General features: G+C 39.4%; 11 protein-coding genes and 1 pseudogene. 2 read left to right on the top strand and 10 right to left on the bottom strand.

Going from position 1 to position 24,061, the window contains the following annotated elements; all coding sequences use genetic code 11:
• Positions 1-2: 2 nt before the first annotated feature.
• On the bottom strand, positions 3-719 hold the full coding sequence (gene bfmR / locus ACZ8ZH_RS03620) for a response regulator transcription factor BfmR (RefSeq protein ID WP_005007943.1): 717 nt from the start codon (positions 717-719) through the stop codon (positions 3-5).
• 596 nt (positions 720-1,315) lie between these two features.
• Between bfmR and ACZ8ZH_RS03615 the strand changes: the two genes are divergently transcribed.
• Entirely contained in the window at positions 1,316-4,147 is a 2,832-nt protein-coding gene (locus tag ACZ8ZH_RS03615) for a ribonucleoside-diphosphate reductase subunit alpha (protein ID WP_470247854.1), read from the top strand.
• Between the two features lie 400 nt (positions 4,148-4,547).
• Positions 4,548-5,830 (top strand): annotated as a pseudogene (locus ACZ8ZH_RS03610) (ribonucleotide-diphosphate reductase subunit beta).
• 751 nt (positions 5,831-6,581) lie between these two features.
• Here ACZ8ZH_RS03610 and ACZ8ZH_RS03605 read toward each other — a convergent pair.
• From ACZ8ZH_RS03605 to ACZ8ZH_RS03565, 9 genes are all read right to left on the bottom strand, one after another.
• On the bottom strand, positions 6,582-7,022 hold the full coding sequence (locus tag ACZ8ZH_RS03605; RefSeq protein ID WP_119063185.1) for a hypothetical protein: 441 nt from the start codon (positions 7,020-7,022) through the stop codon (positions 6,582-6,584).
• 2 nt (positions 7,023-7,024) lie between these two features.
• Complete coding sequence (locus ACZ8ZH_RS03600) at positions 7,025-7,195, bottom strand: DNA/RNA non-specific endonuclease (protein WP_119063186.1); 171 nt, start codon at positions 7,193-7,195, stop codon at positions 7,025-7,027.
• On the bottom strand, positions 7,168-7,323 hold the full coding sequence (locus ACZ8ZH_RS03595; protein WP_162900238.1) for a hypothetical protein: 156 nt from the start codon (positions 7,321-7,323) through the stop codon (positions 7,168-7,170). The genes ACZ8ZH_RS03600 and ACZ8ZH_RS03595 overlap by 28 nt, the downstream gene beginning before the upstream one ends.
• Positions 7,324-7,330: 7 nt before the next feature.
• Positions 7,331-7,849 (bottom strand): VENN motif pre-toxin domain-containing protein, encoded by a 519-nt coding sequence (locus tag ACZ8ZH_RS03590; protein WP_228199389.1) that lies wholly within the window; start codon positions 7,847-7,849, stop codon positions 7,331-7,333.
• Positions 7,850-8,093: 244 nt separating this feature from the next.
• Entirely contained in the window at positions 8,094-8,588 is a 495-nt protein-coding gene (locus tag ACZ8ZH_RS03585; RefSeq protein WP_119063187.1) for a contact-dependent growth inhibition system immunity protein, read from the bottom strand.
• Positions 8,588-9,943: an endonuclease toxin domain-containing protein gene (locus ACZ8ZH_RS03580; protein WP_119063188.1), complete on the bottom strand. Its 1,356-nt coding sequence runs from the start codon at positions 9,941-9,943 to the stop codon at positions 8,588-8,590. Before ACZ8ZH_RS03580 ends, ACZ8ZH_RS03585 begins: the two co-directional genes overlap by 1 nt.
• A 137-nt stretch (positions 9,944-10,080) precedes the next feature.
• Positions 10,081-11,037: an Imm49 family immunity protein gene (locus ACZ8ZH_RS03575; protein ID WP_470247853.1), complete on the bottom strand. Its 957-nt coding sequence runs from the start codon at positions 11,035-11,037 to the stop codon at positions 10,081-10,083.
• 13 nt (positions 11,038-11,050) lie between these two features.
• The gene (locus ACZ8ZH_RS03570; RefSeq protein ID WP_470247852.1) at positions 11,051-16,885 is read right to left on the bottom strand and encodes a hemagglutinin repeat-containing protein; all 5,835 of its coding nucleotides are present in this window, start codon (positions 16,883-16,885) and stop codon (positions 11,051-11,053) included.
• Positions 16,882-23,991: a two-partner secretion domain-containing protein gene (locus tag ACZ8ZH_RS03565; RefSeq protein ID WP_470247851.1), complete on the bottom strand. Its 7,110-nt coding sequence runs from the start codon at positions 23,989-23,991 to the stop codon at positions 16,882-16,884. Before ACZ8ZH_RS03565 ends, ACZ8ZH_RS03570 begins: the two co-directional genes overlap by 4 nt.
• Positions 23,992-24,061: the final 70 nt, after the last annotated feature.

Here is a 24,061-nt window from a genome sequence, read left to right as displayed (position 1 = left end):
ACTTAGATACCATTGGTTTCTTTAACAAATAAATAGCCTTTGCTACGTACCGTTTTAATACGTTTTGGATTTTCAGGATCATCGCCAATTTTTGGACGAATACGTGAAATACGTACATCAATTGAACGGTCCTGACCATCATATTCAATACCACGTAAGCGTTCAAAAATATCTTCACGCGATAAGATACGACCAGCATTTGAAGCAAGTAACCACAATAAATCATATTCAGCACTGGTGAAGTCAACCAATTCACCATTTAAAGTCACTGAGCGACCACCGTTGTCGATCACCAGATCATCAAATTCAATGCGCTGCGCAACTTCATCTTCTGGCGCCTTGTCGGTACGACGTAATAATGCACGGATACGTGCAAGTAAAACGCGTGGCTGAACTGGTTTTGCCACATAGTCATCTGCACCCATTTCCAGACCAAGCACTTGATCCATATCTTCTGTACGTGCAGTCAACATCAAAATCGGTTGATGGTAATGTGGACGAACTTCACGACAAATCGTTAAGCCATCAGCACCTGGAAGCATGACATCTAGCACCACCATATCGGGTTGTTCTGCAATAATACGGCGAATGGCACGGTTACCATCGGGCTCTACCCCAACCTCAAGACCATTACGAATCAGGTATTCTTGAGTTAAGCGAGCTAGACGCTCATCGTCTTCTACGATTAAAATTTTTGGTAACTTTTCTTCTTGGCTCATGGAGTGCCCCTTTATTTTGACGACTTAACGTATCCTTTAAAATCCAAGGGATACGCTCTGATATAGTTTGCAATATACACACGTTTACATTGTAAACAAGATCTTGTTCACCAAACTGATACATCAAAGTAGCATTTTGTTATACATTTTTTTAAGCACAAAATAAGCACTTTCTCGCGTTTGCTCTATATCCAACCAAAGCAAAGAAACGTTTCTTTACAAATTGATGTTTTTTCACGCCAAACCACTGCTTTCAACCGTTTATTTCTACTCCACACATCTCTTTTTCACTTATCCACAATGTTATCTATAAGTACTTAAACCGAGCTTTGTTATGCTATCGCCTTGTCTAATAAGGCTTAATACAAGAATCATAAAAAAGGGATTTTTTTAGCGACCATTTCAATACAAGAGCAATCGAAATTTTTAATAAAATGTCAATATTGATCTACCCCGAATTTTCCCGTATCTTGTGTTCAATTAATTTTTAAACCACTAGGTCTTGTGTTTAAACCTCAAACACTGTGGCATAAAAATTGCCCAGTTCAAATGGTCCATAGACATAAAAATAGATGACAAAATGGAGCTATGCTAGCATGAGCGTATCAAATTCAACCCCTGGTCAAATTCAGGTGATTAAACGCACTGGAGATGTTGCCAGCTTTGACGCAGAAAAAATCTCTGTTGCTATTGGTAAAGCATTTTTAGCTGTTGAGGGTCAACAAAGTGCTGACTCAAGCCGCATCCACGATCGTATTTCACAACTTACCGAGATGGTATTAAATACATTTACGCGTCGCTTACCTTCTGGCGGTACAATCCACATCGAAGAAATCCAAGACCAAGTTGAACTTGCGCTAATGCGTACAGGTGAACAGAAAGTTGCTCGCGCGTATGTCATCTACCGCGATCAACGTGCTGACGCACGTAAACAAGCAGGTGAAAACCATCACCCAACACTACAAATCACTGACGCCAATGGTCAGCTTCAACCGCTTGACATGCGTAAGCTTGAAGCAACAGTAACCAAAGCGGCTGAAGGTTTAGAAGGCATTAATGTTCAAGCGATCATCGACGAAACCATTAAAAACCTCTACAACGGTGTAAAAGCGTCTGACATCGCAACGACGATGATGATGGCTACACGTACACGTATCGAACAAGAACCAAACTATACCTATGTCACGGCTCGCTTACTGCGTGATGAATTGGTTGCAACAGGTTTAACGTTCCTTGGCTTGTCTGAAGACACAGCTGAAGGCGATGCTTTAGAAACCTTCCTGAAGAAAGGTATTGCATTAGACCTCCTTTCACCAGAGCTACTTAACTTTGACCTTGCAAAATTGGCAGCAGCGATTCAACCAGAACGTTCAAACCAATTTACTTACTTAGGTTTACAGACTTTATTTGATCGTTACTTCATCCACTCAGATGGCGCACGTTTCGAATTACCACAATTATTCTTCATGCGCGTTTCGATGGGTCTTTCACTCAACGAAGCAAATCGTGAAGAACGTGCAATCGAATTCTATAACTTACTCTCTAGCTTCGATTACATGGCATCTACGCCTACTCTGTTTAACTCAGGTACGCTACGTCCACAGTTGTCTAGCTGTTACTTGACTACGATTGATGATGACCTGTATGACATTTATGGCGCTATGCGTGATAACGCAATGCTATCTAAATGGGCAGGCGGTCTAGGTAATGACTGGACGCCAGTTCGTGCCTTGAACTCGTATATCAAAGGGACAAACGGTAAGTCACAAGGTGTCGTTCCATTCCTTAAAGTGGCGAACGATACTGCTGTTGCGGTAAACCAAGGTGGTAAACGTAAAGGTGCAGTCTGTGCATACCTTGAAACTTGGCACTTAGACATCGAAGAGTTCCTAGAGCTACGTAAAAACACTGGTGATGACCGTCGCCGTACGCATGACATGAACACAGCAAACTGGGTTCCTGACTTATTTATGCAACGTGTTTTTGAAGATGCAGAATGGACACTGTTCACGCCGTCTGAAACACCAGACCTACACGACTTAACAGGTGCAGAATTCGCTGAGCGTTATGCACACTATGAAGCAATTGCAAAAGAAACAAACATGTTGCACAAGAAAATCCGTGCAAAAGATTTGTGGCGCAAAATGCTGTCGATGTTGTTTGAAACTGGTCACCCGTGGATCACATTCAAAGACGTATGTAACTTACGTTCACCACAACAACACGTTGGTGTAGTTCACTCTTCTAACTTGTGTACAGAAATCACATTAAACACAAGCAAAGATGAAATCGCGGTATGTAACTTAGGTTCGATCAACCTTGTACAACACGTTCAAGGTGGTGTGTTAGACCGTGAAAAGCTTGCACGTACAGTAAAAACAGCGGTTCGTATGCTCGATAATGTAATCGACATTAACTACTATGCAGTTCCTCAAGCGAAAAACTCAAACTTGAAACACCGCCCAGTGGGTATGGGTATCATGGGCTTCCAAGATGCGCTATATGAAATGCAACTGGCTTATGGTTCTGATGCCGCAGTAGACTTTGCTGATGAGTCGATGGAAGTGATCAGCTACTATGCGATCCAAACATCAAGCGATCTCGCACTTGAGCGCGGCACTTACGAGACATTTAAAGGTTCACTGTGGGATCAAGGGATTCTACCAATTGACTCACTTGACCTTGTTGCAAAATCACGCCCTGAGCGTATGTTTGAAGTTGACCGTACTCAACGTTTGGACTGGGACACTTTACGTGCCAAAGTTCAAAAAGATGGTATGCGTAACTCAAACGTGATGGCCATTGCACCGACTGCAACCATTTCAAACATTTGTGGTGTTTCTCAGTCGATTGAACCAACATTCCAAAACTTATATGTAAAATCTAACCTATCAGGTGAGTTCACTGTGATCAACCCGTACCTCGTACGTGCGTTGAAAGACCGTGGTTTGTGGGATTCTGTGATGGTCAATGACCTGAAACACTTCGAGGGTTCAGTTCAGAAAATTTCGCGTATTCCTGAAGAGCTTAAAGCCATCTTCGCGACTGCGTTTGAAGTTGAGCCACGCTGGATTGTGGATGCTGCATCACGTCGTCAAAAATGGATTGACCAAGCACAATCTCTAAACCTTTACATCTCTGGTGCAAACGGTAAGAAACTTGACTTGACCTATAAAATGGCTTGGTTGCGCGGTTTAAAAACGACGTATTACCTCCGTGCTTTAGGTGCAACATCTGCTGAAAAATCAACCATTAACACGGGTGCATTGAATGCAGTAAAACCTGCAACTGTAACGGCAGCGCCTGTTGCAGCAGTTGCTCAGGAAGTTAAACCAGAAGTGGTTGCTGAAGATGAAGGCTTCGGTCAAGCAGCTCCAGTGCCAATGGCATGTTCAATTGACAATCCAGACTGTGAGGCTTGTCAGTAATAACCTCCCCTAACCCCTCCTAAAAGGAGGGGAATTACACCAAACTTATTGAGGTGTGAAAGTCCCTCTTTCATAAAGAGGGGTTTAGGGGGATTAAAAAGTTAAAGATACCCAAGGAAATTACCATGCTTCATATGACACATAACTACATGTTAGGTCTTACAGCCTTGGTGCTTTCCTTTGTGGTTTTGTTTTACATGCCAATCGCCTATTTTTGGGTGAAAGTCAATCAAGCTAAAAAGCGAAAGCAAAATAAGTCATGAGAATCATGCTCTAGACATCATTTTAGAGTAACGATTGGCAAAACTTAATTTTGCTTTCACAAATTAAGCGTATAGTAGGACATCTCAGCTTTGCTGGATGTCAATAAAAGATATAAAGCAACGTAGAGAGAATTGATATGTCTATCCTAAGTTGGGACGATTTCGAAAATGATTCGCAAAAACCGGCTGCACCTGAACACAAGTCTGCGCCCGTCGAACCGCAAAAAGCGGCTAATCCGCAGATGGTATCTACTGCAGAGCAACCACAGAAGAATGTGGCAACTACACAATCCGCTTCAGCCCCTCGAAGCGGATCAACAAATCCAGCCGATCCGTTGGCAAGAGCATCTCACGCCTTAGAAAGCTTAGATGTTGCTCCAGGTCTAGAAGAACTAGAAATGGGTGCGCAACGTGTACAAGTTGACGACAAGGCGATGATTAACTGTCGTGCTGACCTCAACCAACTTGTACCGTTCAAATACGAATGGGCTTGGCAAAAATATCTAGACGGTTGCGCAAACCACTGGATGCCACAAGAAGTAAACATGAACCATGACATCGCGCTTTGGAAGTCTGAAAATGGCTTAACTGAAGACGAACGCACGATTGTTATGCGCTCACTTGGTTTCTTCTCTACTGCTGACTCTTTGGTTGCCAACAACTTGGTTCTCGCGATTTACCGTCACATTACCAACCCTGAATGCCGCCAGTACATTTTGCGTCAAGCGTTTGAAGAAGCAATTCACACACATGCTTACCAATACTGTATCGAATCTTTGGGTATGGATGAAGGTGAAGTCTTCAACATGTACCGCGAAGTACCAAGTGTTGCACGTAAAGCAGCTTGGGGCCTCAAATATACTCAGTCTTTAAGCGACCCTTCGTTCAAAACAGGCACACCTGAAAACGATCAGATTTTGCTTCGCAACTTGATCGCATTCTACTGCGTACTGGAAGGAATTTTCTTCTACTGTGGCTTCAGCCAAATCTTGTCAATGGGCCGTCGTAATAAGATGAATGGTGTTGCTGAGCAATTCCAATACATCTTACGTGATGAGTCGATGCACTTGAATTTTGGTATAGATATGATTAACCAAATCAAGATTGAAAATCCTCACCTCTGGACAGCCGAATTCCAAGAAGAAATCATTCAAATGATTCTTGAAGGCACGATGCTTGAAATTGAATACGCACGTGACACGATGCCACGCGGTGTATTGGGTATGAATGCAGCAATGATGGAAGAATACTTAAAATTCATTTGTAACCGTCGTTTAGCGCAGCTTGGTTTACCAGAGCAGTTCGCTGGTGTGAACAACCCATTCCAGTGGATGTCTGAAATGATGGACTTACGTAAAGAGAAGAACTTCTTCGAAACACGTGTAACGGATTACCAAACGGGGGAGCTTTGAGCTGGTAAAATAAAACAGCTATTAAAGTTTTCTTAAAAAATAGAGTCTCTTGGCTCTATTTTTTTTAAGTATAAAATCCAATACTTATCTTTTAATAGACATTTCTAATATCAAGTACCCCATTTAGAGTTTTCTGCATAAAGCTCAACCAATAACACAGATAGAATTTCATCATTCAATATAAATAGATTTTAAAATACCGCCCAACTCAACTCTAAATAAACTTGTAATAATCAAGTTTTAACAAGGCCACCAAAATAGACTTTCCTTTTGGAGGAATTTCACAAAAAGAACAATGGTTTTCTTGTGAGCCCTTAAACTATCAAATAAAAGTTTAAGAGTATTAAATAAGTCTTGAAATAAATACTATATTTTGAAAGAACTTAGGTAGCAAAAGCATTGAATTTTACATTTTAGAAATTGGTTCCATTAAAAAATAAAACGTTTTTATGAATTCTGAATTCCTTTTGGCAACATTAAACATTCAGCCAATAAAAAAGCCCTTAAACATTGAGTTTAAAGGCTTTTTTAGATTCCGACAGATTACTTCGGAAAGAATTTTGGTGGGGTGGCGTCAATTGAACTCAAATCCCAACTCATTCATTCCAAAGCTATTTAATTGAATAAAAAAATTCATTGACCCAATTTTGACCCACATCAGATTTAGTACGTTGGAAGATAGATTGATCAGTTTATGCAAAAAAGCCCCGTAAATAAAAAAAAGCCCTGAGACAAAACTCAGAGCTTAAAAAAACCACTCTATAATTTATTTTGTTTTTTCAGCTCAACTCGTTTTTCCCACTCTTCATGAGGAATATTATATTCATCAAGTTCACTTTCATTTAAATCACTGACAGCTTTCATATATAAACTCACCCAACTATCCTCTCTTGGAATATATCCAAATTCCGTATTGAATCCACCATTATCCGTAAGTGTAATTTTAAAATGTGTCCATTTTTCTTTAAAAATGTCTAGCAACCTTAGCTCGACAATTAGATCATCGATTTGACTCTCAATATAATAAGGCCTCTGCCCCATTTCAAAGCTAACTATTTTATTTTCTTTAGTTAGCCACTCAGCGCCACCAGCTGAATAATCAGGATAAATACAGCCGATATAATAAATATCCAAAGCATTTTCTGGCATAATTGACCACAACAACTCACCGATTCTTTGATATATTTTTTGATCATGCATCTTCATTTTCCTGTAGCCGTATTTTTCAATTTCAATACTGGTAATTGCTTACCACCTACATTTTGCTCAACAATAAAAGAAGTAGGTCTTTTACTGGTTCCAGAATAAACTGGTTGGATATTCACTTTCACAGCTTTATTACTTTTTAAAGCTTTTTTCCAAGTAGTTTCCAGCTCATACCAAGCACCACTAGAGCCATTATAGTATTGGCATCCAACTGTTGAACTTTATTCCCTAATACATCAGCATCTATCTTACTTTCAGTACCAAACCAATCTTTTACTTTATCAACTGCTCCCATATACCACTTACTTTTGGATGCTATTACAACTATCGGTTCTAATTTTTGTGCAGCTAACTCTGGCACTAAGTATAGAAGCAGCTAGTTTCGGTGGTTCAAAAATCCAACCCTCTATATATTCCTTTGCTTGTTTGTTTTCAGGCTGACCATATTCATAAATTAACTTTTGAGTCTCTTCATAGCTTAAGCCCTTATCTTGAGCATACTTGACTATAGAGTCATAACCTTGCCCCCTTTGTGAATCAAGTGGAAAAGGTAAGCTCATTTCATTATTCTCCACCGCATTCTGCCCAATCACACCTGCCAATTGTGCGTTGTATGATGAGTCACCTACCGCTCCGCCAATCACAGCACCAATACCAGCGGTTAAATCTCTGATTTGCGCTTTTTCAGTTTCTGACAGTAAATTTGCTTGGAACTCTCCATTTACAAAATATTTAGGATCCTTTTTGTATTTTTCTTCTAATTGTTTTGTGAGGTAGTTCGCTGCCGCTTCACTCGCAACCGCAGCACTTCCTCCTGCCATCGGCTCGCCACCGTTAATATAAGCCAGCGTTGCCCCCCAAGATCGCATGAGATACTAACTGTGCTGTGGTATTCTTGTCCTCTCCATGACTAAATTCTTTTCCAATCACTTGCGCAATGCTTCTGACCTCTCAAGGCCAGAAGGATTAACAATTAGACTTAAATCATTTATAAAAAAGCACTTATACAAAATAATTTACAAGCTCTAACTGTCTCAAATTATAGTGCGTAAATAATAAATTGTTTTACTTATAAATACTCGTGCATATATTCATCGCCTTTCTAACTTCTAAGCCTATTTCTTCATCTGAAACAGATAATGATAAAATAATATCTTTATCTAGTGAGGTAGATCCATCTTTATCTGTATGAGATGGGCTTAAAGTATATTCATTTTTATTTAATTTAAGAAAAATATACATTAAATCCTGTTCATATTTTTTTTTATTCTTATAACCATATTTTTTTCTTATCTCAATATCTTCCTCATTCATTTTATTCTTTATTGCATCCTGATTAAGCATTGATTCTTGACAAATTTTTGACCGTTCTCCAGGATCCTCAATTACAGTACTTCGCATTAAAGCTTCTTTAACTGCCCAACCTAACTCTTCATTAGTACAATCAATATCTAAAATAATCGCATCATAATTTTTATCTACAATTGATAGTCCTGCATTTATATAGGTTATTAACTTAATAAAGTTAACACCAAATACTAACATAGCTTCCTTATTCATTACTTCCCACTCTTAGTAACTGTAACAATGACTTTGACATTATTTTGCTTACCATAATTTACCATACTTTTAATTACTTGCATTTTAGCTTTTGATGTGCCTTCTGGTATTGCTATTTGAACTTCTCTATTTTTAACTTTATCTTTAGTTAACACAAAAGGACCTCCTCCTTTTTGAGCATCTCGCTTAAACGCTAATGTATCATCAACATAACTTTTCATCTGCTTTTCAAGTGATTTTAAACCATTGGTCCCGTTAAATGAACTAATTGTGTCCATTGACTTAGCACTAATTGCTGTTTGTGTTGATGGATTATAAAAATCAAACGTCTTAAAATTTGTTTTAAAACTATTAAGATCAATAAAATCTGATGATAATGATTGCTTTAATTTCGCTTCCCACTGTAACCCCCTCGTTGCCCAACCTGTAGACCAATCAAGTTTTGGAATATTCGAAACATTATTTGTACCTAATTTCTTAATACTCGCTGCACTCAACCCCAAACTAGTAAATACTTCTGCTTGAACTCTTTGTGCATTTGCTACTTTTTCAGCATCTCCACTACTTAAATCTGCATAAGATTGTTTAATTTTATTTGCTTGTTCTTTTAAATCCAAATTTGTTAAAAGTTGGTAAATCGCCTCCCCTTTTTTACGATTATTCTCCATCGCCTCTGCACATGCCGAAGTGCCTAATGGACAATGTATTGCTGAAACTGCTGTATCACCGAATGCATCAGCTATAGCTAAAATACCATCACCTACACTTCCAACACCATTTACAACGCCTTGAGCAATTGGAATATCTGTTTGTGATGCTACCCACTTCACCCCTTGCTTAACTTTATTACGTATATCATCACCAAGTAAGGAATTATTCTCTACCGCATTCTGCCCAATCACACCCGCCAACTGAGCGTTATACATTGAATCTCCTGCTGCTCCCCCTATCACGGCACCAATACCTGCGGTTAAATCACGTATCTGTGCCTTTTCAGTTTCTGATAGTAAATTCGCTTGGAACTCTCCATTTACAAAATATTTAGGATCATTTTTGTATCTTTCTGCGAGTTGGTTGGTTAAGTAGTTTGCTGCCGCTTCACTCGCAACTGCTGCACTCCCGCCTGCTGTTGGGTCGCCACCGTTAATGTAGGCTAGCGTTGCACCCAAGATCGCATGAGATACCAACTGTGCTGCCGTGTTTTTATCCGCTCCATGACCAAATTCTTGCCCAATCACCTGAGCTGCATACGGTGCTAGGGTATTGGTCACCACTTGTAAGTCGGTTTGTCCACCCAGCGCTGCTGTAATCGCTGTAGTCACTGCATTCAATGCTCGACTACTATTACCGCCCATGCCCCATGTTTGGGCTTGGTCTGCTGCCTCTTTGTATGCTGGTAAAGCATTTTTCAGAAGATTTTGTTTCGTTACATAGTCATCTTTAGCAAATAATCATCCCGAATTAGCGCCAGTTACTCTCGTCTCTAATTTACTCAAACTGGAAAAAGCTGATCGGTTTTTCTTAAATAGTAATCAATCCAATTCTGCAAATATGCATATGGATACGAAAGTTTGTAAGGTTTCATAAAGTCAACAATATCTTGATATTCTTCTTCAGGGAGTGGCTGATATTGAATAAGTTCTTTTGGTGCAATTTCATGGTCTATGCCTAAATCGAAACCATGTATCGAAGCTAATTTTGCATATATAACAACTTGGGGTTGTAAATAAAAATCGTAATAGACGAGTGTATGCTTAGCTGCATCTTGTGCTATTTTTTTATTAAAAAATGGTTCTAATGCTTTTTTCATTCCTTCTAAATCTTTTTCTGCAAATGCAAGATAAAATTGAAAATCATATTTTCTGAGTTCAAGTTCTTTAGCAAATTGCTTAATTTTTGGCACTGGAGCATCAAGTACTTTTTGACTGCGTTGTTTTAAAAGCTCTAATTGTTTGCCTTCCAACATCAGTAAGGTGTTATAAATCATTTGACGATTTAAGTCGTATTCATCTTCTAAGTCTTCAGTATCATTCGCAACGTCTTCAATATTTCGAATTAAAAAATCACTGATTTCAGTACTATCACTCATCAGCATATGAAACATGGGTTCTTTGACATTCGTATAATCCGAACGAAAAAAGAATGGCACAGGATTACTATACTCTACACTCTTTAATACACTGAGCTTTGAATAGACATAGGCTAGTTTTTTAAAAGTTTTTAAGTCTTTATGAAAGATCCAAGCACCTGCCATATTTCCATCGATATAGGAGTCAATATCCATCATCGCAGCAAAAGGATTACCTTTTCTTTCTTGTATATATGGCAAAGCTTCTTTATTAATAATTTCCTCACTATCTAAGTAACTTTTTATCACCATTGTCATATGATCAAAACGTTGTTGTGCATTTTTAAATTCACGTCGTGCACACATCATATTTATTTGCATTCGTAGCCTCCTATTATTTTTTCACGGTTGGTTTTGATTTAGCGGGTACACTGACTGGAATAATCACGGCTTGACCAGTAACCCGATCTACTCCTGTTACTGCTGTTTGAAGTTTTCCACTCCTTCTTGCTTGCTCAATAGCTAATCTTGCTGGATCATTTGGTGATAGCTCTTTTAAAACTGCTGCAACCCATGCTTCAGATAGTTGCGTATTTCCGCCCGCTGCATTTGAAGAGAGTTTTACAGTACCATTGGCAATTTGTTTACTGTCAGAAAGAATCGTAACACTGCCATCTTTTGCTACCCAAATATGATCAAACCCATTGTTTGAACCATATTTACCGCCTTTAACAACTGTAAATCCGTTTTGTTTTGCTAATGAATTAAATAATTGCTCAGTCAGCTCTCCACCTTTATCTTCACCTTTAGCAATTCTATTAACTAAATCTTGATCTGCTTTAGAAGTAACTTTTAGTGCTGTTTGATTTACTGTGACTTTTGTTTTATTCACATAACCTTTTTCAGTTGCTATTGCTGCGCCTTGTTCTAAGGCTTTTTTCATCCCAGCTAAGTCACCTGCTTTTTCAGCAACTTTATAAGCCTGACGAGCTTCGCCAAGCCCAGGGACAATTCCAGCCATCGCCCAAAGTACATCACCAGCAGACTTTGCTTGTGCTAGTGTTTGAATATCACCAATTACAGGAAGAAAACCAGTAGCTAACCAAAGTACTTCTTTTCGCTCGGCATACATTTTACTATTACAAGCTGTGGCACTTAATCCTGCACAATTATTTTTCCGATATAGTTCATCAGCACCTTGAACCAAATCTTCTGCTACTTGAGCATGCGTCTTACCTTGCAATTTAGCATTAATCATATCAGCAGCAGTACTATTATTCTCCACAGCATTCTGCCCAATCACACCTGCCAATTGTGCGTTATAGCTAGAATCTCCTGCTGCTCCACCAATAACAGCACCAATACCTGCCGTTAAATCACGTATCTGTGCCTTTTCAGTTTCTGATAGTAAATTTGCTTGGAACTCTCCATTTACAAAATATTTAGGATCATTTTTGTATCTTTCTGCGAGTTGGTTGGTTAAGTAGTTTGCTGCTGCTTCACTAGCCACCGCCGCACTTCCACCTGCCGTTGGGTCGCCACCGTTAATGTAGGCTAGCGTTGCACCCAAGATCGCATGAGATACCAACTGTGCTGCCGTGTTTTTATCCTCTCCATGACCAAATTCTTGCCCAATCACCTGAGCTGCATACGGTGCTAGGGTATTGGTCACCACTTGTAAGTCGGTTTGTCCACCCAATGCTGCTGTAATCACTGTGGTCACTGCATTCAATGCTCGACTACTATTACCGCCCATGCCCCATGTTTGGGCTTGGTCTGATGCCTCTTTGTATGCTGGTAAAGCATTTTTCAGAAGATTTTGTTTCGTTACATAGTCATCTGTGCTGTTATATTTTTCCCAATCTGCTCCGCCTTCTGCTTTTAACTTTTCAATTGCTTGAGCTTCTGCTGCTTTCTTTTGCACTTCTGCTTCGGCTTGTTTGTTTTGGCTATAAGTACGTGTAGCTGCAACAATCGTTGACGTTGCATCCGCTACAATTTTTTGTTTGTCTAAGATGGCTTGTAAATCTGGTAATGCATCTACTTTTTGGTTAGCCGTATTAATGTCGCTATGAATACCCAGTTTTTCGACTGTTGTGTCTTTTCCACCTATATTGATGTTGCCTGCGCTAATCGTGGCATACGTGGTACTGCTATCACTGTCTTTATCTTGTTGTGGTAGCGTCGGACTGAATGTGGTGCTGTCTCGCCAATTCACATTGTTGGTGTATTCCACACCTGTACTATCTGTGCCTTTTTCTTCACCAAAGCGTGTACCGCCAGACAGAGCCACTGTGGTCGCTTTATGGCTGCTTTCATTTTCGATGTTGCTAAATGTTAAGCTATTCGCAGTGAGGTCATTGTTTTCTTTTGATGCGGTAGATGCAATTGCTCCACCTTTTAGGTCTACATGGTCTGCTTTGACATGGTAACCACCATCACCTGCAAATAATCCACTTTGTTCATTAACACTCTTTGAGTTGCCTTTCGCACTTGAGTTATTGAAATTTCCTGATGCATCCCATGCGGTACCAGCCGATACTTGCACACGTGCACCTACGCCCATTTGTTTGTTGTTTTGGTCTAGGGTGTCTTGCTGGCTGATGATGTTTAAGTTTCCACCCACATCTGCATCTATGCGGTTGGCTTTGGCTTGTGCACCTTTCAGCGTGGTATCGCCTTGGCTCTTGATGCTGATTTTGTCTGCATTCAGTGTCGTGTTGTTATGTGTGGTGCTTTCTAAGTGATTGCTACCTTTGCCATAACCTGCTTCTGCATAGACATAGACACCTGTTTGTGCGCCTACCGATACTCCTACACCGACTTGTGCGCCTGCGTTACTGTTCTTGCCATCTGCATATTCTTTACTTTGTCCAGATTCGAGTAAGATGTTTTTGGCTGCATCTAGACTGATTTTGTCTTTGGCATTCACTTGTGTATTTTGAAGGTGAATATCTCCCTCTGTACTGGTCAGGTTAATGTTGCCGCCTGCATTGAGTACATTGCCTTGCGATGCTGAATAGCTATTGTCTTGATTGTTCTTACTGGTGCTAAAGCCTAGGCCTGCTTCAGCTTTGAACAGTGCCGCTTTTGAAGTAGCAGCATTCGGATCTTGTGCAAGTGCTGCGATATCTTTTTGTACGTTGTTTACGGTATTGGCTGTTTGGTAGGCTTGAGCGCCTGCTGCAAGTCCTTGCAGGGCTTGTGTTCGATCATCGGCTTTGCTCTTACCTGCATTATCTACTGCATTAATTAGATCAAGTAATGGGGATGTAATTCGGCTAAATACACCGACTTTAAGGTCTTTGCTCGATTGGCTGTCACTGCCTATATTGTGGTCATCGAGTATGCTGATGTTTTTTGCGGTAATGTTGATATCTTTACCTGCAACGACATCGGCTACTTTTTGGTTATAGTTATTACCAACATTGATGTTGACGCTACCATCTAAACTGCCCACTTGGCTACGTTCTTGGCTAACACTTTCATTATTCGCCTTGTTTTGGTTTGCCATGTAACCATCAAAACGTTCTGTATCTGAGATCTGTACACTTCCCCAGCCTTTGCTCTTTTTATCTTCATTTTGGTTAAAGCTGTTTTGTGCTGATTTGATGTTAACGTCTTTGCCCGCATTGAGGACGAGGTCATTTGTAGATACCACTTTACTGCCCACAATATTAATGTTGCCATCATCAGCTTTTATTGTGGTTTTTCCACCTACAGAAAGTTCTGTACCTACACTTTGTACGAAACCACCATTGGCTTTTTCTTTGTCATTATAAACACCTAGCGGGGCTATATGGTCTCGGTTATCAATACTAAAGCCTTTACGTTTAGAATCCGCGGTTTGGCTTTCAGTATTTTGGGCTGCTAACAAGTCAACATTGTTTTTGGCATGTAGCAATGCATCGCCTTCGGCCGAGATTTTCGCGCCTTGACTACGAATATCCCCCTCAGTAGCAATAATATTTAAATTCCCACCAGCTTTGACTTCTGTACCTACAGATTGAGTTGAACTCGTATCTTTAGTTTTGCTGGTTTTTTGGTTATGTGCTTGGAAAACAACAGGTGTAGTTGCTGCCATCGTCGCTTTACGCACAGTTTCTGCACTGGACATGATCTTGCCAACTGCACTGTCCGAGAAGTCATTATTCTCTTGGCTCTTCTTCGCAGAAGCTGCCGCGGCAGCTTCTCCACTATAAGTAAAGCCAATCGAGACACCTGAACTCTTACTCTCAAATTTTGATTGAGTATCCTGCTGTACATCCGCAGCATCAAGATGAACATTTTTACCTATCAGGTTGATGTCTTTACCCGCTTCTATGATTGAAGCTACTGCATTTAAATCTTGACCTGCAATAATGTTGGTATTGCCATTTACACTACTCACTAAGCTTTGTGTGAGCGATGTTGATTGGGATTTGTTATCTTGTTTTATATTTGACTTTCCATAGCCAACACTTGCTACACCATCTGAGAAACTTGAAGTAAACCCAGATTTTTTAATGCTATATTCTGCTTCATTCGCATACTGATTTTCTGCAGCACTGATCTTGATTTTTTCTTTCGCTTGAATTTGTGTCAGCTCATCTGAAACAACATTACTGCCACGAATATCAATATTGTTTGCATCAAGGATGACATTTTTACCATCAATAGTACTAGCAATTGCCTCATCACTCATGTTTCGTACATAGCCTTGGCGTACCGTTTTACTGAACGTGCTTTTTTCTTTAACTTTAAATGCTTGCTCTGTATCTGATAACTTTCTACCTTCTGAAATATCAATATTTTGCTGGGCTGATAGTATGGTCGATCCTTGTTCACTGGAAATTTGTGAGCCTTTCACTGTGATATTTTCAGCTTGCAAACGTGTATCCCCTACACTCTGAATGACCGATCCAATATCTTCCTGCTTTTTCTCGTAATTGAAATTATCTTTATTTGCATAGCCACGATTGTTGATCGAGGTATTTACACCACCTATATTTAAATTACCCTCGGTTTTAATAGTACTCGAACCATTGTTGTTCACAATTTCTGAACCTTTCAGAATCGTATCACCACCTACCCGTATAGTCAGTGTAGTGCTTAAATTTTCGGTATTATTACTAATTTGAGTGAGTGGTACACCTGTGACGTAAATTCCAGCTTTACGATCAAAACCTTCACGGGTAAATTCACTTGCACCTATTTTATTTACGGTCGTTTGTGTCGTACTACGTTGGTTGAAATTACCACCAATATTTAAGCTTGCAGACTCAACAGCGGTGATCGTTCCACCAATATTGTTTAAATCTTTTGTAGTGTTTAAATCAATCTGGTTTGCCTGCATCCGACCATTCAACTGATTGATATTATCCGCTGAAATTTGGATTGCTTCACGTCCTGCAATGGTTGCATTATTTAGGACATTGCCTTTCACTTGGATTTTGACTTGATCTGCACTGATCAGTGTTCCATCGCCTTTTAAATCCCCTGCACGAGCTTTCACATAAACTTGTGGAACCACTGCTTTCGTCGTTGTACCATCAGCAAGCTTGACGGTTTTTTCTTCTAGCCAAACAATGTCCGTCGTCAATTGCGCAATCTGTGCTGCTGTCAATGCAATACCTGGTCTTAAGTTATAGAGTTTTGCAAAGCTTAAGGCATTGTTCATTAATGACTTATATTGTTCCTCATCATTACCATAACCTTGTAAGAAACGTTGCCCTGTCAATTGTGCAATTTGGTCTTGGATGAGCCTTTGCTCATAATAACCATCGCCAAGACGTTTTTGTTTTGTCGCAGGATCAAGTTCCATCGCATCTAACATATAGTCAGAAGAGAGCCAATTTTTATAATTACTAAATGCGGGGTCTGTTTCGACTAAAAACTTTGCCTGACTGTCTTTGGTTGTACTAAACAGTGCATTGCTTGGCAAACTCATGAAATCCATAGATACCGAGCGAATTTCGATTTCACCCTGACCTTTAGTCGCTGAAGTATTTGTATCACCTGCTTGTAGATTTTTTGCCGTATCAACAGTTTTAACTTGTTGTTGTTCAGCCTCTATATTTTGATCATTTTGAGACTTCACATCTAATTGATCTGGCGAATTCGGTACATCAGCAGTTTGCCCATTTACCGAAAGGCTTTGGCCACTATTAACGGTAACTTGATTAGACTGACCTTGTTGCTGACGATCAATTTGCTGATCAGGCGCTTCTCCACCTGTAGCATTGCTCACAGCGGTTCCAGCTGTAACCTTAGATATATTCTGATTTGAAGTATGATTTTTTTTACATTCCCCAACCATTGATTAACAGGTAAGTCAATCTCTGTCACTTCATCTGCTGGGTTGTAGGTGACTTTATCCCCCCATTTGCGTTGATGGTAGCGTTTAAATCCACCCCGCCATTTGGAATAAGTATATTGACTCGTTCCTGTTTGTTTGATGATTTCAACACCCTTACCATCAATATGATTTAAATTTTCTTTAGCGATTTGAACATTAAGTTTTTTACCCGCCAATACAAGGCTTTTATCATTTGTAAAGGCATCACCATATAAATTGATATCTCCACCAGCAACAATTTCAGCAGGAGCAGAATTTATGACTTCACTCTTAAATTTAGTTTCTTTAACTTCGTATTGTGTCCATTTCTTAAATTCCGAATTGCTAAATTTTTCGTTATAGGCTTCGATTGCATCGCTAAGTGCTTGATAAACGGATTCATCTGCTTCACTCCAAGCATCTAGGTCTTTTTTATATTGCTCTAGACCTTGCTCATACGTTTCTTGATCTTTTTCATATTGATCATGGGCTGTTTGATATGCTGTACATGCAACTGCATCATAGCCTGTGCCTGCTTCACAACTCGCTTGTCCTGTTGGCGGAACAGGTGCAACCATATTAGGCGCTGTCGGCGCATCTTTTGAAGGAGGGATGATTTTAAAAAACGCCCATACAGGATCATTTTTTTTATAATTCACATTACAGCTTTCATCATCTCCAATTCCTACACACTGAATTGACTCAACATTCGGTATAGGTGTTTCCCCCAAAATAACATTTTCAGGCAAAGTATTTGGAGTTGTGTCGTATTTATACAACCCAGCTCTACTCCAATTTCTCCAAATCAAATTCTCTGCTGGAATTTTCGTCGTTTTACCGTCTGGCTGAATATAAAGTTTATTTTCAACTCCACCTACTTGAAATTCATCAACTTTAAAATTCAAATTAATATTATTAATATTTTTTGCAGTCAACGTCATATCACCTAAGGACTCAATGCGAGCACTTAGGTTATTAATTACATTAGCCTGACCTTGGGCCTTCAAATTCCCATCTAAACTTTCACCAATATTTAAATCACCAGAACTAAAAATCCATGCATTATCACGCGCACTCTCTTTAACCACACCACCAGATTGGTTGTTTAGCGTCACAATGCCTAAGTCCATATCTCCACGAGAAGCTATCACAGCTCCTGTACCAGCTGTATTGGATTTATTGTCTAAGGTCTTGGCTTGTATTGAAACTTGTGTACCATAAATACGTGCGCCATCATTCCACACACGATTGGCTTGAATATGGGTCAACTCACCGTTAATTAAGCCTTGGTTATGCACTGTATCTTGTGCTGTTAAATGTGTTTCATTCGATGAAATGCTAGCACCAGCTTCATTTTTAATATTTTTCGCACTTAATTCTAGTTTTTGACCTGCCGTCAATTCTGACTGATTAATCAGATCATTGTCAGTATTGAACTTCAGTGTGCCATTTGCTGCAATTTGATCATCTTGGGTATGGGTATAGCTTTGTTTGATATCAATATCAACATTGCCTTCACTGATAATTTTACCTTTGTTGATCAATTCATTGGCTTTCAGGTTCAGTTGGTTTTTAGCAAGTAATTCACCTCCCATATTGTTCACATTGAGGGTTTTATTAGGTGTACCTATAGTTAAGCGATCTAAACTGCTGATCGAACCTGATTGGTTAGACAGTTGATTTTGAATATTTAGTGTTGCATTTTCGCTAGCACGAATTGCACCGACTTGGTTATCCAATTCTTGTGCATTAATCTCAATATTTTTTGCATCTAAACCGCCAAGCACAGTGCTATCTTTGGTTTGAGCATTAAGCAATGTCTGCGTATTTACTGTCAGCTTTTCACCAGCCACGATGTGACTTGCAACACCGCTATTATTCAGCGTATCGACATTCAAATTCACATTCTTTTGTGCTTGGATTTGTCCAGCCAAGTTATCAATGCGACCGCCTGAACTTTGCTGACTGATCGTCAAGTCAGATTGGCTATTAATTTTCCCTTGGTTATTATTGGTATTTTGAGTGGTAATATTGGCTGAGCCTACTGCTGCAATATAACCACTGATATTATCCAGTTGGGAAACATTTGCAATTTCAAGACGACCTTGGCTGAGTATTCCTGCCTGCTCGCCTGAATTATTATTAAACAATGCATGATTTTGGGTATCGATTTTAACGGATTGCTCACCTTGGATTAAACCAGTCTGGTTGTCCAATGTTCCCGTTTTCAAATCTACAGCTTTGGCAATGATTTTACCGTTTTGGTTATTAAGTTGTTGCTGTCGCGTATCAATATTCAATTGATTTTTTGAGGCAATTTGCCCAGCAGTATTCACTAAATTCTGTGTCGTTAAGCTCGCATTCTGCCCTGCATAAATATCACCTTGTTGGTTAATCAGTTGCCCTTGTGCATTCAGGGTTAAATCTGCTTTTTCAGAACGTAAGGTACCTTCTGTATTATCCAATTTTTGGCTTTGAACATTCAGGTTTTGCTCCGCAACCAATACACCTTTTTGGTTTTGAATATCGCCTTTGACAGTGACCGTTGCCGAATCTGCTGAATACACTTGCCCTTGTTGGTTATTCAGTTGTCCCGCTGTGAGATCAATTTGATTTTTAGCATAAATCGTCCCTTGCTGATTATTCAACGTGGTCGTATTCACCTTGGCATTGGTACCAGCAAATATTTCTCCAGACTGATTATCAAGCGTTTGCTGTACGTTTAAATCCAGCAGATTTTGTTCTGAACGGATTTTTCCTGCATTATTATTTAAATTCTTCGCTTGAATCTGTACCTGTTGATTGGCAGCAATTGTTCCTGATTGGTTATTCAGCTGATCCGCAACATTGAGGTTGAGTTGGTCTTTGGCGTAGATTGTACCTGTCGTATTGTCAATCTGCTGAGTAGTTGCATGCAATGATGTACCTGCAATCACTTTACCATTTTGATTACTCAGTGTATTGGCAGTTAATTCAATCGCTTTATTTGCAGATATTTCGCCTGCCAAATTACTCAATTCATTTTCAACATTCAGCTTCAATTGATCTTGTTGCGAACGGATTTGTCCTGCATCATTTTTCACAGTACTTGCGGTAATGTCTGCCAATTGTTCGGCTGCAACCACACCTTTACTATTGTTCAACTCACCTGTTGCATTAAGTTGTAGTTGTTCTGCTGCATAGATAACACCTTCGGTATTGTCTAAATTTCTGACTTTAATTTGAGCATTGGCACCTGATTGCAATTTACCTTTTTGTGACTGAACATCTTGTGCTGTGAGATTTAAATCTTTGCCCGCTGAAATTAAGCCCGTGTTGTTGGCAATACTTTGCGTAATATTTAGCGTGGCATCGACATTTTCTGAACGGATTTGTCCTGCATCATTCAACAATTGTTGCGCATTTAAATTCAGGTTTTGCTCAGCAGCAATGGTTCCTGCGCTGTTATCTGCAGTAGCGGACACGCTCACATCTAATTGTTTTTTAGCGTAAATCGTACCCGCTTGGTTATTCAGGTCTGTAACATTGAGTTGGCTATCTGCACCTGAAATCAACTGCCCATTTTTATTATTTAAATCCGGGCTTTGTATGTTCAAGGCTTGCGTAGACTGAATATGGCCTGAGTGGTTATTGATTGTTTGTGTGAGGTTTAAATTGACATCACTTTGTTCAGATTGGATTTGTCCCTTTTGATTGTTCAGCGCTTGCCCTTTTATGCTTAGAGCTTGCTTTGCAGCAATTAGTCCTTGCTGATTGCTAACATTCTGTTCCGCTTGAAGATCAAGCTTTCCATCAGCATACACTATTCCTGTATCATTGTTTAATTGGCCGACATGTAAATTGGCATCACGCCCAACAATGATTTTGCCAGAAGCATTTTCAACTGTCTTACTGTCGATCATAAAATCTTTTTGTGCAAGGCTTTGGATCACACCTTGTTGATTATTTAAATCGGCAGTTTTTATCTTGGCATGACCCGCTGCACTGATCACACCTGAGGTATTATTTAAAGCTTGTTCAACATTGACATTGAGTTGTCCATTGGCATCACTTTGAATCAATTGACCTTGTTGATGGCTTAAGCTTATCGCATTGAGATTGATATTTCGCGCTGTGGTTGTGGCGTTATCTAAATTAGTAGCACCCAATTCAAGTTGTAGTTTACTATTACTTTGAATTGTCCCTTTTTGCCCTTGTAGACTTTTCGCAGTGATCTTGAGTTGTTGATTTCCAGCATGTAGAATTTCACCTGCATTTGAATTCAAACTAGTCGTTTTAATTTCAGTATTGTTCGCATTACTGATGATCTTACCTGTATTGTTATCAATACGATCGGCAATATTCAAAATAAAATCATTCTGTCCTGTATGTTGAATCAGGCCTTGGTCGTTGTTCAGATGATTCGTATCAATATTGATTTGATTGGCACTATATTGACCTTTTTGATTATCAATATTTTGTGTTGCCGTTAAATCTAGTTGTTGATCTGCAATGACTTTTGCACTTTCAGTTTTAAGCTGTTTGGTTTGGATTTTTATATTTTTTGCTTGGTTCTCGCTTAAACTTAAGTCTGCACTTTGGACTGCATCAATTTGAATTTCAGAACCCGATAAGACTTTGCCCGCAATTTGTACCTTTTGTGCATTAATATTGAGCGTCGCATCACCTTGGCTGAGTTTGCCATCTTGATCTAAACCTGTTGCCCAAATCGCATTTTGCTTACTGCTAATACTATCAGACTGCACTTTGATTTTATTGCGTGCAGCCAATTGTCCATCTTGTTGCAGTTGTTTCACCGTTAAATCTGCAGTATCACCTGCATAGATTTGTCCTGTGCTATTCAAATGCTGTGCTGTGATATTGAGGTTTTTACCAGCAACTAAACTTCCGGCCGAATCTTGTGCATTTCCATTGTCAATTCGATCAACTTTTAAAGTCAAATCACCCACTTTGGATTGAATCGTTCCTTGGTGGTTATTTAAGGTTTGCCCATTGAGTTGTACATTTTGAGCAGAAATCTCGCCCTTGTTATTTTCTAAGGCTGTGATATTTAATTGTGCATCGGTATTGACTGAAGCAATTACACCTTCAGTATTATTGGTCTGCTCTGAATTCAGTATCAAAGTATCGTTAGCAAGTATATGTCCTGTGCTGTTATCGATTTGATTGGAACTTAAGTTAAGCGTTTTTGAACTTTGTAAGCGACCTTGATTGTTGTTCAATTGCTGTGTATTTAAATCAAAGCTCTCTAGCGCATCAATCAAACCTTTTTGGTTATCGGCATTTTGTGCAGTGATATTAATCACTTTAGCTGTTAATTGACCTTCTTTATTTTCAAAGTTTTGCCCATTGAACTGCAACTCAGGGAGTTGAATTTTACCACCATTATTTTTAATACTGTCTTGTACTTTAAGGCTGATATCAGCATTGTTGATGATATGTCCTGCAATATTACTCATATCTTGAGCAATTTTAATTTGTCCTGCATCAAAGGTTTTTGGAGTGAGTATTGCAGGATCAACAACTTCAATACTGCTTGAATCTTGTGCCGAAGATTGATCTTGTGGATCAGTCACTGTTGGTTGTGTATTTCCCCCTGGTAATGTTGTTCCTGTACTTTCTTTGCTAGCCTGACCGATTAAACCTTGGCTATTATCCAGAGCTTTTGCTGTAATATTGAGTTGCTGTGAACCTGTTTGTTCAATTTTACCTTTGTCATTACTCAGGTTTTGTGCTGTAAAATCAATACGCCCAGCATTGATCACACCATCATTATTATTAATTTTACCTCGTGCTTCCAACTTGATTTGGTCATTGGTCGCGACTAAGCCCTTGTTCTGAATGTCATTGGCTTGGATATGTATCTGATGCTGTGTACTGCTAATATTGCCGCTATTTTTTACATTTTGTGCTTGAATAGCAATTTGATCTTTATTTGCAATAATATTGCCTGTATTGACTAGATCCCCATTGGCATTCAAGGTCATCTGAGCTGTGGTCGCATTGATTGAGCCCGCGTTACGAACCCCCAAACCTTGCTCTGTACCCACAAGATAAATCTTGCCTGCATACATCCCACCCAATTGCCCTACATCAAGAGCAAAATCAGGTTGTGGTGTAGTCGTATTGCTATTGGCGTTATTTGAACCTGATACAGGCGTAACATTTGGTTGAACCTGATCTTTCACTTGAATATCATTCGGTCCTAGTACTGTATGCAACTCATTGGCATATAGACCTGCATTCACTTTTAATGCACGTGCATAGACATCAGTATAAGGCGTCAAACTCCCATTGAGTCCTTTGCCCTCAATGGTCACTTGACCTTCTCGAACTCGGAATGACTCAAGATAACCTTGGTTCATCACAGCTTGACCTGTGGTCAACGTAAAGCGATCAGCATTAATTACACCACAACCATCACAGACTAAGCCTGATGGATTGGCAATAACCACTTGAGCCGATTTACCAGCAACTTCTAAATAACCTTTAAGTTGGCTCGGATTACTGCTATTCACTTCGTTGAGAATGACTTTGGCTTCGCCTTTTGCTAACCATGGGTTTCCTTGAACCCAACCTCCGATTTGTGTTTGAACATTATTGCGTGAGTTATTTAAAATCACGCCTTCTTGTCCTACATCAAATTGTTTATAGGTATTACGTGAAACGCCTCCAGCACTAGGTGTTTGAATATTGACTTGGGTAATACCATTACTCGTATTTAATATAGTCGCTTGTTGTGATATTGGTGCAGTCTTGTCTGCAATAATCTGGGTATTTCCGATACTTGACATCGGAATGGTATAAATCACAGCTCCCAGCAGACTAATAATTGAGAAATTTAGCGGATTGAGTTTTTTATAAGTAATATGAGAAACATCATCTTCACTTTCTAACTCTGTTGCCCCATTGGCACTGCTTTGCCCTGCTGTTTTGGTACGGCTCTTCACAATCTCAGCAACGGCAACAAACACACCTCGTGCTTGGCTATATATCACGCGATAGCGGTTCTTATTCATGGTGGTCTACCTAAAATTCTAAATATCTAAATTTGTTTATTTATAATGAGTTATAAAAAATCATTCACTG

The organism is Acinetobacter sp. SW-226, assembly GCF_055632855.1.
The sequence above is the reverse complement of the archived record's forward strand: the minus strand, read 5'-3'. Positions and strand labels throughout refer to the sequence as shown.

Excerpts from the sequence above, each read along its gene's own strand:
- bfmR (WP_005007943.1), bottom strand. The coding sequence starts at position 719 with ATGAGCCAAGAAGAAAAGTTACCAAAAATTTTAATCGTAGAAGACGAT.
- ACZ8ZH_RS03615 (WP_470247854.1), top strand. The coding sequence starts at position 1,316 with ATGAGCGTATCAAATTCAACCCCTGGTCAAATTCAGGTGATTAAACGC.
- ACZ8ZH_RS03605 (WP_119063185.1), bottom strand. The coding sequence starts at position 7,022 with ATGCATGATCAAAAAATATATCAAAGAATCGGTGAGTTGTTGTGGTCA.
- ACZ8ZH_RS03595 (WP_162900238.1), bottom strand. The coding sequence starts at position 7,323 with ATGGGAGCAGTTGATAAAGTAAAAGATTGGTTTGGTACTGAAAGTAAG.
- ACZ8ZH_RS03590 (WP_228199389.1), bottom strand. The coding sequence starts at position 7,849 with ATGGCAGGAGGAAGTGCTGCGGTTGCGAGTGAAGCGGCAGCGAACTAC.
- ACZ8ZH_RS03585 (WP_119063187.1), bottom strand. The coding sequence starts at position 8,588 with ATGAATAAGGAAGCTATGTTAGTATTTGGTGTTAACTTTATTAAGTTA.
- ACZ8ZH_RS03580 (WP_119063188.1), bottom strand. The coding sequence starts at position 9,943 with ATGGGCGGTAATAGTAGTCGAGCATTGAATGCAGTGACTACAGCGATT.
- ACZ8ZH_RS03575 (WP_470247853.1), bottom strand. The coding sequence starts at position 11,037 with ATGCAAATAAATATGATGTGTGCACGACGTGAATTTAAAAATGCACAA.
- ACZ8ZH_RS03565 (WP_470247851.1), bottom strand. The coding sequence starts at position 23,991 with ATGAATAAGAACCGCTATCGCGTGATATATAGCCAAGCACGAGGTGTG.